The 13815-nt window shown below is 59.9% G+C and carries 11 protein-coding genes and 1 rRNA gene; all 12 read right to left on the reverse strand.

Annotated elements, in window-relative coordinates; genetic code table 11:
* Positions 1–183 precede the first annotated feature (183 nt).
* Positions 184–1707: ribosomal RNA gene (locus G6N83_RS01760) — 16S ribosomal RNA — on the reverse strand.
* A 628-nt stretch (positions 1708–2335) separates the two neighbouring features.
* Entirely contained in the window at positions 2336–3172 is an 837-nt protein-coding gene (locus tag G6N83_RS01765) for a DUF4184 family protein (protein WP_165138706.1), read from the reverse strand.
* Between the two features lie 6 nt (positions 3173–3178).
* The gene (tyrS, locus tag G6N83_RS01770) at positions 3179–4498 is read right to left on the reverse strand and encodes a tyrosine--tRNA ligase (RefSeq protein WP_241246249.1); all 1320 of its coding nucleotides are present in this window, start codon (positions 4496–4498) and stop codon (positions 3179–3181) included.
* Between the two features lie 36 nt (positions 4499–4534).
* Positions 4535–5257: a hypothetical protein gene (locus G6N83_RS01775; RefSeq protein ID WP_165143027.1), complete on the reverse strand. Its 723-nt coding sequence runs from the start codon at positions 5255–5257 to the stop codon at positions 4535–4537.
* Positions 5254–5898, reverse strand: coding sequence for a SatD family protein (locus G6N83_RS01780; protein ID WP_165138708.1), 645 nt, complete (start codon positions 5896–5898; stop codon positions 5254–5256). Before G6N83_RS01780 ends, G6N83_RS01775 begins: the two co-directional genes overlap by 4 nt.
* 56 nt (positions 5899–5954) lie before the next feature.
* Positions 5955–7382: an argininosuccinate lyase gene (gene argH, locus G6N83_RS01785; RefSeq protein WP_165138710.1), complete on the reverse strand. Its 1428-nt coding sequence runs from the start codon at positions 7380–7382 to the stop codon at positions 5955–5957.
* Entirely contained in the window at positions 7382–8539 is a 1158-nt protein-coding gene (locus G6N83_RS01790) for a heparan-alpha-glucosaminide N-acetyltransferase domain-containing protein (protein WP_241246250.1), read from the reverse strand. Before G6N83_RS01790 ends, argH begins: the two co-directional genes overlap by 1 nt.
* A complete protein-coding gene (gene argF, locus G6N83_RS01795; protein WP_165138712.1) occupies positions 8518–9441 on the reverse strand; it encodes an ornithine carbamoyltransferase in 924 nt (307 codons plus the stop codon). The genes G6N83_RS01790 and argF overlap by 22 nt, the downstream gene beginning before the upstream one ends.
* Positions 9438–10679 (reverse strand): acetylornithine transaminase, encoded by a 1242-nt coding sequence (locus G6N83_RS01800; RefSeq protein ID WP_165138714.1) that lies wholly within the window; start codon positions 10677–10679, stop codon positions 9438–9440. The genes argF and G6N83_RS01800 overlap by 4 nt, the downstream gene beginning before the upstream one ends.
* Complete coding sequence (gene argB, locus G6N83_RS01805) at positions 10676–11581, reverse strand: acetylglutamate kinase (protein WP_165138716.1); 906 nt, start codon at positions 11579–11581, stop codon at positions 10676–10678. The genes G6N83_RS01800 and argB overlap by 4 nt, the downstream gene beginning before the upstream one ends.
* Positions 11578–12735: a bifunctional glutamate N-acetyltransferase/amino-acid acetyltransferase ArgJ gene (gene argJ / locus G6N83_RS01810; protein ID WP_165138718.1), complete on the reverse strand. Its 1158-nt coding sequence runs from the start codon at positions 12733–12735 to the stop codon at positions 11578–11580. Before argJ ends, argB begins: the two co-directional genes overlap by 4 nt.
* Positions 12732–13775: an N-acetyl-gamma-glutamyl-phosphate reductase gene (gene argC / locus G6N83_RS01815; protein WP_165138720.1), complete on the reverse strand. Its 1044-nt coding sequence runs from the start codon at positions 13773–13775 to the stop codon at positions 12732–12734. Before argC ends, argJ begins: the two co-directional genes overlap by 4 nt.
* Positions 13776–13815: the final 40 nt, after the last annotated feature.

A 13815-nucleotide genomic window follows, 5' to 3' on the forward strand; every position in this document is an offset into this window, starting at 1 on the left:
AGGACCCAACAGCGTGCAAGTGCCACAATCAATCACCATCGCCTTTCCAACCGTAAACGGCGTACTCAACTCCAGATCAATCCCGCGACACCCTGTCAAATGTTCCACCCATGAGCTACCAGTCGAGAACGTATGTCTCGAATCTGGCTCTGGAAGGTCCGAAGACCTCCAAGTGCTCCTTAGAAAGGAGGTGATCCAGCCGCACCTTCCGGTACGGCTACCTTGTTACGACTTAGTCCTAATTACCGATCCTACCTTCGACGGCTCCCTCCACAAGGGTTGGGCCACCGGCTTCAGGCATTACCGACTTTCATGACTTGACGGGCGGTGTGTACAAGACCCGGGAACGTATTCACCGCAGCGTTGCTGATCTGCGATTACTAGCGACTCCGACTTCATGAGGTCGAGTTGCAGACCTCAATCCGAACTGGGACCGGCTTTTTGGGATTCGCTCCACCTTACGGTATTGCAGCCCTTTGTACCGGCCATTGTAGCATGCGTGAAGCCCAAGACATAAGGGGCATGATGATTTGACGTCATCCCCACCTTCCTCCGAGTTGACCCCGGCAGTATCCCATGAGTTCCCACCATTACGTGCTGGCAACATAGAACGAGGGTTGCGCTCGTTGCGGGACTTAACCCAACATCTCACGACACGAGCTGACGACAACCATGCACCACCTGTTTACGAGTGTCCAAAGAGAACTACATTTCTGCAGCGTTCTCGTATATGTCAAGCCTTGGTAAGGTTCTTCGCGTTGCATCGAATTAATCCGCATGCTCCGCCGCTTGTGCGGGTCCCCGTCAATTCCTTTGAGTTTTAGCCTTGCGGCCGTACTCCCCAGGCGGGGAACTTAATGCGTTAGCTGCGTCACGGAATCCGTGGAATGGACCCCACAACTAGTTCCCAACGTTTACGGGGTGGACTACCAGGGTATCTAAGCCTGTTTGCTCCCCACCCTTTCGCTCCTCAGCGTCAGTTACGGCCCAGAGATCTGCCTTCGCCATCGGTGTTCCTCCTGATATCTGCGCATTCCACCGCTACACCAGGAATTCCAATCTCCCCTACCGCACTCTAGTCTGCCCGTACCCACTGCAGGCTGGAGGTTGAGCCTCCAGTTTTCACAGCAGACGCGACAAACCGCCTACGAGCTCTTTACGCCCAATAATTCCGGATAACGCTTGCGCCCTACGTATTACCGCGGCTGCTGGCACGTAGTTAGCCGGCGCTTTTTCTGCAAGTACCGTCACTTTCGCTTCTTCCTTGCTAAAAGAGGTTTACAACCCGAAGGCCGTCGTCCCTCACGCGGCGTTGCTGCATCAGGCTTGCGCCCATTGTGCAATATTCCCCACTGCTGCCTCCCGTAGGAGTCTGGGCCGTGTCTCAGTCCCAGTGTGGCCGGTCACCCTCTCAGGCCGGCTACCCGTCGACGCCTTGGTGAGCCATTACCTCACCAACAAGCTGATAGGCCGCGAGCTCATCCCTGACCGAAATTCTTTCCAACTACTGAAGATGCCTTCGCAGTTCATATCCGGTATTAGACGCCGTTTCCAGCGCTTATCCCAGAGTCAGGGGCAGATTGCTCACGTGTTACTCACCCGTTCGCCACTGATCCAGCAGAGCAAGCTCCACCTTCACCGTTCGACTTGCATGTGTTAAGCACGCCGCCAGCGTTCATCCTGAGCCAGGATCAAACTCTCCGTAAAAGAAAAATGCATACAACAACCGGAAAAAGGTCGAAGCAGCGAGTTTGAACTGACCAAAAGGATGTCATTACTGACAATCCGTTACCAGCCCGAAGACTGGATTTTTGATCCAAAGGAATCTCATCTCGCCGAAACGAGATAGAGGTTATTTGGCATTTGACAAGTGCACGCTGTTGAGTTCTCAAGGATCGGATGCTCCCACTTTCCAGCCTCTCGGCCTTCCACGCAGGGCAACTTCTCTATCTTATTCTCTATAAACGCTTTGTCAAATTCACTTTGTTCGAATTCAATTCGTACTTAGTGAATTAAAAGCAATTCATAAAGGAAGAGTATTCGCTCCGACTAAGCATTAAAGCTTGCAGCCGGGGCAACTTCTCTATCTTACCCTTCTCTCTCTTCGTGTCAAATCAGCATACCGTGACTGTTTTAGCGTCAGCAGCAGCACTCCTTGACAACTTCGAGGAGTTGGGAACCTCATCCTAGTCCTAGCGGACAGGCCGATCAATGATCAGTTTTTGGAGGAGGTTTGGTTCTCCGCTTGAGGGGGCTGGGGGCCTTTCGGCCTCTCCGCTTTCCCCCTGTGGGGCGAACAAGTAAGACATTACGTGGCTCTCAGCCGCGCCGCAAATCACGCGTGCGCCCCTGGCGTGTCGCGCACTTCAGCCGCCGCTTTTCCGCGGCGAAACAGCGATATCTCACGCCGCACCGTTACCGCGAGGCACAGTGCAATCGTTCCCAATCCCCACACAGCCGCGGCGGGAGGCAACACCTGATATGCCAGGTGCGCCACAGTGAACTCCGCATCGAGCGGACCGAGCATCATCAAGCCGCCTAGCCATGCGAATCCCAGCACCAGCGGCAACGACAGCCACCAGAACACTCGCACCCACTGCGGTACCTCACGCGGAGAGATGACCGGGGTGCGACGACGCAGCCAAAGCACGGCCCAAATAGCGAGCACGATAAGTCCCAACGCACTGGAACCGTGCTGTAGCCATTTGTAACCGACCATTGGCCCCCACTGGCCTTCGAGCATCGGAAGAAGTGCGCTCCCCCACCGTCCCTCGTGAGTGAACGCGTCCCATGCCAGGTGAGATGCCACACCGAGCGCGAGAGAAGTAAATAGAAGCAGGAGCCCAGATATACCCCCGCGAAATGTCTCCCGCGCTCCGTCCAATGACGTGCTCGTGAGCCACTGCGTGGGCAACCGCCACGCAAGAAGTGCAGGAAGGAGTTCAACGGCCGCCGGTCGCATCACGCATCGCCAGAGCAGCAGAAGAACTAGAGCTGCGACGGCAGTGAGAGGTAGCCACGCCCATGTATGCGTCACGTTGTATGTCAACGGGGTGCCACGAAGGAACAGCGGAAGGTCCGGGGTCATCGCCCCTATAGCTATCGCCGCCGGAACCAGGGGTGTGCGCAAGAATGGAAGCGCAACGACAGCATGACTCGGCGTGAACGGCATAGGGGCTTAGCTTTCGACGAAGATGCCCGCGAGAGTTTTCTTTCCTCGACGCAGAACGCTCACGCCTCCCGGTAGCGCGCCGTCGACTACGGCGTTCTCGTCGTCAACGCGTACTCCGTCGACGCTGACTCCACCCTGCGCGATCGCGCGGCGAGCTTCCGAAAGGCTCGACACCAGCCCGGTTTCAACAAGCGCCTGCAAAACAGTGACGCCGGGGGCCGCAACGAGATTCGGTAGCTCATCGAGTGCAGAACGAAGAGTTGCGGCATCCAACGTCGTGAGATCACCCTTGCCGAAGAGCGCATCGGATGCTGCGACCACCGCGTCGGTCGCTACTTTGCCGTGAACGGTAACGCACACCTCGTATGCAAGACGTTTCTGCGCAGCACGCCGGAAGGGTTCGGTTTCGACGAGATGTTCGTACTCTTCGATCTCGGCCTTGCTCAGGAATGTGAACACCTTCAGCCGTGAGCACACATCGGCATCGAGCGTGTTGAGCCAGAACTGGTACATCCGGTACGGGCTGCACATCTCGGGGTCAAGCCAAATGGCATTCCCCTCGCTCTTGCCAAACTTGGTGCCATCGCTGTTCGTGATCAGCGGCGTGCCCAGCGCGTGCACCGAGACGCCTTCTGCCCGATGAATGAGGTCGGTACCACTCGTGAGGTTTCCCCACTGGTCTGAACCACCGGTCTGCAACCTGCAGTCGTATTGACGGTAGAGCTCGAGGTAATCCAAGCCTTGCAGCACCTGGTAGCTGAACTCGGTGTAGCTGATGCCCGCGTCGGAATTCAAACGTGCGCTGACGGCATCCTTTTTAATCATCGTTCCGACGCGGTAGTACTTTCCCACCTCGCGCAAGAAGTCGATAGCGCTTAACGGAGCCGTCCAATCGAGATTGTTGACGATGCGTGCGGGGTTATCGCCTTCAAAGCTCAAAAAGCGCTCGACCTGAGCGCGAAGGCTTCCCACCCACTCGCCCACAGTCTCTCGAGTGTTCAAGGTGCGTTCCGCCGTTGGGCGTGGGTCGCCGACCAGACCGGTAGAGCCGCCTACGAGACCGAGGGGCCGGTGTCCGGCAAGCTGAAGTCGGCGCATCGTCAACAACTGAACGAGGTTTCCGAGATGAAGACTAGGCGCAGTGGGATCGAACCCGCAGTAATACGTAATTGGATCGCCACCGAGCATCTCTCGCAGTGCGTGTTCATCTGTCGAGACGTGGATGAGTCCTCGCCAAACCAGTTCGTCCCAGACATTCTCGAACGCAGGATCGTTGGCGGGGGTGAGGGCGCTCACAGTGGCGCTTTCATTGGGGGCGGCTGACACGATACGAGGCTATCAGCGGGGCTCGGTGCGTTTGAGCTAGAGCGCCGTGCGGTATGCCCACCACACGAGGAAAGCTGCCGCGAGCGCAATGACCCAGCTCAGCAGGCTTCCGACGAGAAAGTACTCAGCTCGATTGCCGTGAGCGGTGTCTCGTGAGATCTCCGGAAAACGCACGATACCCTTCGCGGCGAACACTGCCGCGATAAGCGTGTATGCGCCAGCCAGTGCGAGCGCGACAACGAGAATGCGTTCAAGCGGGCCGATCAAGCGTCCTCCGCGGAGAACACCATCTTGAGCCGGCGCGTCGCTGTCAGAGGAAAGTGCGGCGTTCTCGCTTCGAAGGCCGGAGCGTACGACGACGTTCGCGGACTCCAGCAGGAAGACGCCCACCCCCACCACGAGAATCACCAAATCCAATGAGACGGGACCTGCGGGCGTCACAAGCTGCCAGATAGTCCCCCAGGGTCCGCTCTCCGAGCGTTCGCCGAAGCCTACGACAGCTACCGCGCTCACCGTAGCCACCCCCACGACAGGCAAGAAACCGGCTCGGCCGCCACCGGCGCTCGGCATCAGAAGAAGCCACACGGTCGCGACTGCTGACGCAGCCATGGCGTACGCGAGAGCATCGGCCGCAGCAGCGACCACGAGAAGCACCACGAACGCGCAAGCGCTGACCCAGACTCGACTTCGGCGAGGAACGAACTGCCGGACGAGATCTGCGGCGCCTACCGCCAACAGCATGAGGCCCGCGAATATCATTTCCACTCCCCCGAAAGTTCAACGAAAGTTGCAACGAGTGCGGCAGCACCAGAGTGAGAGAGGGTTTGCGAGACGGCGGACTGAGTGATGTTTTCGGATGCTGCCAACTCTCGCTGAGTGCGCCCACGACACCGCCCGTAGGTGAGTCGGCGCGCGCGCGCGCTCATGCCGTCGATGAGCTGATCGCGAACGAGCGCATAGGCGTTCGCGAGCTTGACCGCGTCTTGGACCGACGAGCTCTCATCTGAATCGGCGACCACCCGTGTTCGCGCTGCGGGCACAGCTCGCTGTTGCAACGCGCGCGCCTCGTCGATCGCGCGACGTGCGGCCCACCATGCCGGCCCATCCGGAATCGATCCGCCAGCTGCGGGTACCGATCGGATTTCACCGATTCCCAGGCCAAACCGGCACTGCACATCAGCCGGAAGCGCGAGGCGAAGCAACAGAATCGCACTGAGAGCCATCTCGACGGTTTCGTAGATCCCCTGCTGTTCATCACCGACCGTAGGCGTGAGCCGCTGGATGGCTCCGGGTCCGAACTCGTCGACTTCGGCGATGATCGCGTCAAGAGTCTGCTGCGCGGATGCACGGTCTGGCAACGACCGCGATCCGACGATGTCGGCAATCACCGTGACACTCATGCAATCAGTATATCTCTAATCTTTTATGAATATAAGAGATAATCTGATGAGCACTGTTAGGCCGCGCCGAGGGAACGTGCCGCCTCGGTTGCCCGCGCAATAAGTTCGCTTCGCTGCTCAGCAACTCGTACTGGCGCGGTGCCGCCGACGCCGGTACGCGACGCAACTGAGCCTTCGATCGTCAGCACTTCGCGGACTTCGGGCGTCAGAAGCGGCGATACCGACGCCAGCAAGGTGTCGGTCACAGCATCCAATTCGATCCCGTTCAGCTCGCACGCCTTGACGAGGGCTCCAGAAATTTCATGGGCATCGCGAAATGGCACACCGCGCTTCACCAGCCACTCCGCCACATCTGTCGCAAGAGAAAAGCCCTGCGGAGCAAGCTCTGCCATACGATCGGTGTGAAAACGAAGCGTCGCGACCATTCCCGCGACGGCCGGGAGCGTCACCTCGAGTGTCACGATGGAGTCGAACACCGGCTCTTTGTCTTCTTGGAGATCACGGTTGTATGCGATCGGTAGACCCTTCAGCGTGGCAAGGAGTCCAGCGAGATTACCGATCAGACGCCCGGACTTTCCGCGGGCTAGCTCGGCGATATCGGGATTCTTCTTCTGCGGCATGATGCTTGAGCCGGTGGAGTAGCCGTCATCGAGCGTGACGAAACCGAACTCGCGCGTGTTCCAGAGGATGACATCCTCGGCGAGACGCGAGAGGTCGACGCCGATCATCGCAGCGATGAATGCAAACTCGGCAACGACATCACGCGAGGATGTGCCATCAAGTGAGTTCTCCGCGGGACGCGAGAGTCCGAGTTCATCTGCAACGAGCTGTGGGTCAAGGCCCAGAGTTGCTCCGGCGAGCGCGCCTCCGCCGTACGGCGACACCGAGGCGCGAACCGACCAGTCACGCAGGCGTTCCAGCTCGCGAACCAACGGCCATGCGTGGGCCTGAAGATGATGAGCGAGCAATATGGGCTGCGCGTGCTGAAGATGCGTTCGTCCGGGCATGATCGCTTCGGGGTGAGCTTCTGCCTGCGACACGAGTGCGTCTATGACACGCAGGATATCCCGAGAAATCGTGCGAGCGTGATCAAGCAGATACAACCGCACAAGAGTGGCTATCTGATCGTTACGGCTACGTCCGGCGCGAAGCTTTCCCCCAAGGTCCGACCCGACCTCACGAATAAGTGCTGCTTCGAGCGCACCATGTACGTCTTCGTCGGTGGGCGCCGGCTGCAGCGAGCCATCAGCAAAAGCGGCGCTCAAAGCATCCAACCCGGCGTGCATGCGGCGAGCTTCGTCTTCGTCCAGGTAACCCGCCGCGGCGAGCGCGGTGGCGTGAGCATGCGAGCCCGCAATGTCATACGGAGCGAGCTGCCAGTCGAAGTGTGTCGAGCGGCTGAGAGCGGCAAGCTCCGGCGACGGCCCCGAGGCGAATCGTGCTCCCCAGAGAGCTCCCTCGTTTGTACCCTGTGTTTCGCTCATCATTCCAGCCTACTGACCTTCGGCCCCGGAGCCAGGCGCCGCGAGAGCATATTCGAGAGGTTCTCGAGAGGACCACGTCCGACAACGAGCGCCCACAGCATGCATGCCAGCAAAACGGCGATAGTCAGCGGCCAGAACGGCTCGAGCCCCCGGAATCCCCAGAGATCCGTCGTCGCACCAAGCGCAATCTGCGCCCACACCGCCCATACGACCACCTGCAACGAGTAGGCGGTGAGCGGCATCGTCCCAGCGGCACGAAGTGGAAGAAAAACCCACCGCAGTGCCGTTCGACAGATCAGAATGCATGCACCAATGGCGGCAACAGCCACGCCGCCCGAGGCGATCACTTCGAGAATTCCACCGGAGTGGGCATCCGCCGTCCATACGGATGCAAGAAACCACGCTCCGGCATCCGTGGGTGCTCCGTTCATGTCATACGTCACTGGCCCGGCTGGATACACAGCAGCGAGGGAGTAACCGACGACGGCAGCGAGAGAGCCGATAAGAAGAGCACCGACCTGCACGCGTGTGCGTGACAGATCAAGACGACCGAGCGCGAGCCCCGTGATGAGAAAAATGCTCCACACCGGGAATGGGTAAGCCCAGCCGATAAGGAGCCCGATAGCAGAATCTGTTGCGCCTCCCCAACCGAACAGTGCCTCAATCGCGGCGACAAGGAACGGCATCGTGACAGTGAGAATCGCGGCGATGGCGAGAAGTGCACGTGGACGCACCCCGAGGAGCGGCATAGCCAGGCAAAAGAGCACAGCGTACGCAGGCAAAATCACGTAGATCGGCACGCCAGTGAAGATCAGGATGACGCCAAGCACCCACAAGAACGCAGCGCGGACACCGAGCCGCTGTCGCGCGATTTTTCGGGCCAGTCCGACAACGGGGGTGGCTCCCCCGGTGACCAGAGCGATCGAGACCCCCGCGAGAGTCGCGAACAAAATCGCCGATCGCCCGTTGACGACGTCGAGCCACGTCTCAGGCTCTGCCGCATCGAACGCGTCGATAGTGAGCAGATGAGCAGCGAACATACCGATGAGCGCGAGACCGCGAGCAAGATCGATACCGCCGAGGCGTTTCGCTCCCCCGAGACGCCGCCATGCTCGAGCTGCGGCAGAGCCGTCGACTACTGCTGGCGAAGCAGCCACACGAGGAGTGCCTTCTGCGCGTGCAGCCTGTTCTCTGCTTCATCCCACACGACCGACTGCGGTCCGTCGATGACCGACGCATCGACTTCGTAGCCCCGGTCTGCCGGAAGGCAGTGGATGAAGATGGCCCCAGGATCGGCGAGCGACATGGTCTCGTCAGTCACCTTGTACTCAGACAGGTCTCGCAACCGGGCGAGCTTCTCTTCTTCTTTGCCCATCGACACCCAGGTGTCGGTGACGATCACGTCAGCGCCCGCCGCGGCTTCGTTGGCATCCGTCATCAGCGTGACTGACCCACCGGTCTCGGCAGCGCGACGGTCTGCAGCAGCAACGACGTCTTCGCGGGGCGCGTACGACTCGGGAGACGTGACACGAACATGCATACCCGCGGTGACGCCGGCAAGCATGTACGAGTGCGCCATGTTGCTACGTCCATCACCGAAGAATGACAGCGTCAGGCCCTTGAGGTCACCCTTGTGCTCGCGAATCGTCAGCAGATCGGCAAGCAGTTGGCAGGGATGAAAATCATCGCTGAGAGCATTGATCACAGGGACGCTGGTGCCCTTCGCCATCGACTCGAGACCGGCTTGTGCATACGTGCGCCACACGATCGCCGCGACCTGTCGCTCAAGAACGCGGGCGGTGTCAGAGGGCGTCTCTTTTCCGCCGAGCTGACTGTTCGCTGTCGAGATGATCAGCGGTGAACCGCCGAGATCTGCAATCCCCACGGCAAAGGAGACGCGCGTGCGCGTCGATGATTTGTCGAAGATGACGGCGACTGTCTGCGGCCCAGCGAGTGGCTTGACCTGCCAGCGGTCCTTCTTAAGCTCGAGTGCGAGATCGAGAATCTCGGACTGCTCAGCACTCGTCAGATCGTCATCACGCAGCAAATGCCGAGTCATGCGGGGACCTCCTCAGCAGTATCGAAATCCGCCGCGACGAGTGCTTTTTCAACAGCGCGCAACGCCACAGCAAAACGTTCGGCGAACTCGTCGATCTCAACGTCGCCAATCGTCAGCGGCGGAGCGATCCTCACAGTGCTGTCGTTGGCAGCATTCACGATAAGTCCGGCTTGCTGCGCTGCGGCAACGATCTCTTTGGCAACCGGGCGCCTCAGTGCAACGCCGATGAGCAATCCTGCGCCCCGGCATCCCGCAACCAACGGGGAGTCGATGGCCGCGATCGCTGCCCTGATCTGAGGTCCACGCTCGCGAGCATTTTCGACGAGCCCAGCCTGCTCGATCTCGCCGAGCACTGCGCTGGCAACGGCAGTACCCAGAGCGTTGCCGCCGTAGGTGGATCCGTGCGTACCAGGGTAGAAGAGCTCACTGGCGGCGCCGAAGGTGACAAGCGCACCGATCGGGAATCCTCCGCCGATGCCCTTGGCGAGCGTGATCGCGTCGGGAGTGATTCCAGCGTGTTGAAAACCGAACCACTCTCCAGTGCGCCCGGCTCCTGTCTGGATCTCATCAATGATGAGAAGCGCGCCGTGCGCCGTGGTCAACTCTCGCGCGGCTTGCAGATAGCCTTCGGGCAGTTCGAGAACTCCTGCTTCGCCCTTGATCGGCTCCACAAACAACGCGGCCACGCGGTCATCCATCGCAGCTTCGAGCGCTTCGATCGTGGAGTCAATGAATTCGACGCCCGGAACCATCGGCGCGAACGGTGCCTGCATTGCGGGTTTCCCTGTGAGAGCAAGGGTCCCCATCGTGCGCCCGTGGAAGGCTTCCTTGAGCGCAAGGATGCGTGACCGTTCAGCGCCCGACTCGGATGGTCCGCCGTGAAGACGAGCAAGCTTGAACGCAGCTTCGTTTGCTTCGGCACCCGAGTTGCTGAAATATACGCGCCCCTCGGCACCAGTGCCCGCGAGTCGCTTCAATCGCGCTGCGAGCTCGAGCTGTGGCGGGGTGGCGAAGTAGTTCGATACGTGTGTCAACGTTGCCGCCTGCGTCGCAACGGCTTCGACGAAGACGGGATGCGCGTGGCCCAGCGAATTGACCGCTATTCCGCCGAGAAAATCGAGGTAGCGGTTGCCCTCGGCATCCCATAGCCATGCGCCTTCACCGCGCACGAACAGTGCCATCCGGTCACCTGCATTGCGTACGAGGTCGCGCTTCGCGTCCTCTAGCCAGTCAGTCATCCCTTCACCACCTCGGTTCCAATTCCTTTATGAGTAAACAGTTCAACGAGCACGGAGTGCGGTATGCGACCGTCGATAATCGCCGCCGTTTCGACATTTCCCTCGACAGCCTCAAGGCACGCCTGCATCTTGGGGATCATTCCCGACTGCAGTCGCGGCATAAGCTCGCGAAGCTCAGTCGACGTCAGATGCGACACGAGAGAGTCTCGGTTCGGCCAGTCGGCATATAGACCTGCGACGTCCGTCAAAACGACCAGCTTCGTCGCTTCGAGGGCCACGGCGAGCGCCGCCGCAGCAGCATCGGCATTCACGTTGAGCGACTGACCGGGATTATCGATGTCGGGTGCGATCGATGACACCACCGGGACACGGCCCGCCGCGATCTGATCAAGCACCGGCTGCGGATCAACTTCGACGACATCTCCGACTCGTCCGAGGCTGTGCTCGGCGCCATCAACGAAGACCGCACGCTGGCGCCCTCCGAACAAGCCAGCGTCCTCGCCCGAGAGGCCAGCGGCCACGGGGCCGTGCGCGTTGATCTTCGCAACAAGTTGCGGGTTGATCTGGCCGGTGAGCACCATTCGGACAACGCTGATCGCCTCAGTGCTCGTGACGCGGTAGCCGCCCTTGAACTCGCTGGGGATCGCAAGCCGGTCGAGCATATTCGAAATCTGCGGCCCGCCACCATGCACGACAACAGGCTTGATGCCGACATAGCGCAGATACGCCATGTCTTCGGCGAAGGCATCCTGCAACTCTTCTGACACCATCGCATTGCCGCCGTATTTGATCACGATGATCTGGTCGGAGTAGCGCTTGAGCCACGGAAGCGAGTCGATCAGAGTCTGCGCTTTCGCGCTCGCTTCAGCGGGATCTGTGTCTTGAATATCTATATTTGTCATGACGAGTAGGCGCTATTTTCGTGAACGTAGTCGTGCGTGAGGTCGTTGGTAAGAATTGTCGCTGACGAATCACCGATTTTTAGATCGATGAGAACATCAGTTGCCCGTGGCGTGAGGTCAACATCCTCTCGAGGGCGATCCGGGCCGCCTTCAGCGCAGACACGGACCCCGTTCATCCATACGTCGACGTTGTACGGGTCGAATTCGGCATCGGTCGTCCCGATGGCGGCGAGCACACGCCCCCAGTTGGCGTCATTGCCGAAAATCGCTGCCTTGAAGAGGTTGTTGCGAGCAACCGAGCGACCGACTTCTACGGCTTCGTCTTCGGATGCCGCGTGCTCGACACGAATCGTGATGTTGTGACTTGCGCCCTCGGCGTCGGCCTGTAATTGCTTCGAAAGGTCGAGGCACACCTCTGCGAGCGCCGCGGCAAACGCATCAGCGTCGGGTGAAATACCGGATGCGCCAGAGACCATCAGCGTCACCTGATCATTGGTCGACATGCACCCGTCGGAGTCGAGGCGGTCAAAGCTCGTGCGAGTCGCGGCACGCAGATACGCATCGGCGTTCGATGAATCAATGACAGCGTCGGTCGTGATGACAACGAGCATCGTCGCAAGACCGGGAGCCAACATCCCGGCACCCTTGGCCATCCCACCGATCGTCCAACCGTCGCGAGAGACGACGGAACGCTTGGCCTTTGAGTCGGTGGTCATGATGGCTTCGGATGCCGCGACCCCGCCGTCAACGCTCAATTGTTCGATTCCGCGCGCTACGCCCTCGAGCACACGGGAGCGAAAAATCTCGTCGCCCGTACCGATAAGTCCTGTCGAGCACACCAGAATGTCGCCCGGGCTCACGCCCAGTAGGGATGCCGTCTTCTCAGCTGTCTGATGAGTTGTTTGAAATCCGAATGAACCGGTGAAGCAATTTGCGCCCCCCGAATTGAGCACGATTGCTTCGACGACGCCGTCAGCGACAGCCTGCTGAGACCAAATAATGGGGTTGGCCTTCGCCCGGTTGCTCGTGAAGACAGCGGCGCCAACTTTGAGCGGCCCATCGTTGACGACGACGGCGACGTCCGGTTTTCCCGTTGATTTGAGGCCGACGGTAACTCCTGATGCGGTAAAACCTTGGGCTGCAGTGACGCTCACGGCGCGACTCCGTTCATGCTGAGTGCCCGGTCTTCGGGAAGACCCAGGGCAATATTCATGGATTGGATGGCAGCTCCAGCGGTGCCCTTCACAAGATTGTCGACAGCGGCCACGACGACGACCCGCCCCGCGTCACGGTCAATCGCGAGCCCGATTAGAGCTGTATTCGCCCCGATGACGTCAGCGGTACGCGGGAACTGGCCCTCCGGGAGTAACTGAACGAACGCCTCACCGTTGTATGCGTCTTCCCACGCGGCGCGAAGGTCCGCGTCGCTCACTCCTGGTGCTATCGGCGCACTGGAGGTCGCGAGAATTCCCCGCGCCATAGGAACGAGTACTGGAGTGAATGAAATCCTTGGGTCGGGAGCCCCGGCCGCAATCAGGGCTTGCCTGATCTCCGGGATATGACGGTGTGTGCCGCCGACGGCATATGGGTTTGCCGATCCGAGAATCTCACTCGCAAGAAGCTTCGTCTTGAGGCTCTTGCCTGCCCCCGACGGGCCGACAGCCAGCACGCTCACGATGCCGGCGGGGTCGATGACGCCCGCAGACACACCCGGAGCCATACTCAAACTCACCGTCGACGCGTTGCAACCCGGAGCTGCGATACGCGTCGCACCGATGAGATTCTCTCGCTGTTTGCCTGTGCCCACCGGCAACTCTGGAACGCCGTAGGTCCAGGGCTCGTGAAATGGGCCACTGTAGAAGCGATCCCACTCGGTCTCAGATACGAGCCGGTGATCTGCTCCCGCATCGATGACGAGAGGGGTGCCACCGAGCGAATCTGTGTACTGGCCCGACTGGCCGTGCGGAAGCGCAAGAAAAACGATGTCGTGGCCGGCCAGGATCTCGGGCGTCGTCTCTTGAATTGTGAGATGCGCGAGCGAACGCAGGTGCGGCTGATGCTGCACGAGCGGCTGTCCTGCCGTCGAGTGGGCAGTTACGGTGCGAATTTCTACATCGGGATGCGCAGCGAGGAGACGAAGAATTTCTCCTCCTGCATAGCCGGAGGCGCCGGATACAGCGACCGAATACGTCATGGATTCCACCTTAGAGTCTGGAGACAAGAGCCTGAGACGG

Origin of the sequence: Microbacterium endophyticum (assembly GCF_011047135.1) — a bacterium.
Taxonomy (GTDB): domain Bacteria; phylum Actinomycetota; class Actinomycetes; order Actinomycetales; family Microbacteriaceae; genus Microbacterium; species Microbacterium endophyticum.

What these genes read in the sequence shown, in the direction of transcription:
- G6N83_RS01765 (WP_165138706.1), bottom strand. Translation starts at nt 3,172, where the DNA reads ATGCCGTTCACGCCGAGTCATGCTGTCGTTGCGCTTCCATTCTTGCGC.
- G6N83_RS01775 (WP_165143027.1), bottom strand. Translation starts at nt 5,257, where the DNA reads ATGATATTCGCGGGCCTCATGCTGTTGGCGGTAGGCGCCGCAGATCTC.
- G6N83_RS01780 (WP_165138708.1), bottom strand. Translation starts at nt 5,898, where the DNA reads ATGAGTGTCACGGTGATTGCCGACATCGTCGGATCGCGGTCGTTGCCA.
- argH (WP_165138710.1), bottom strand. Translation starts at nt 7,382, where the DNA reads ATGAGCGAAACACAGGGTACAAACGAGGGAGCTCTCTGGGGAGCACGA.
- argF (WP_165138712.1), bottom strand. Translation starts at nt 9,441, where the DNA reads ATGACTCGGCATTTGCTGCGTGATGACGATCTGACGAGTGCTGAGCAG.
- G6N83_RS01800 (WP_165138714.1), bottom strand. Translation starts at nt 10,679, where the DNA reads ATGACTGACTGGCTAGAGGACGCGAAGCGCGACCTCGTACGCAATGCA.
- argB (WP_165138716.1), bottom strand. Translation starts at nt 11,581, where the DNA reads ATGACAAATATAGATATTCAAGACACAGATCCCGCTGAAGCGAGCGCG.
- argC (WP_165138720.1), bottom strand. Translation starts at nt 13,775, where the DNA reads ATGACGTATTCGGTCGCTGTATCCGGCGCCTCCGGCTATGCAGGAGGA.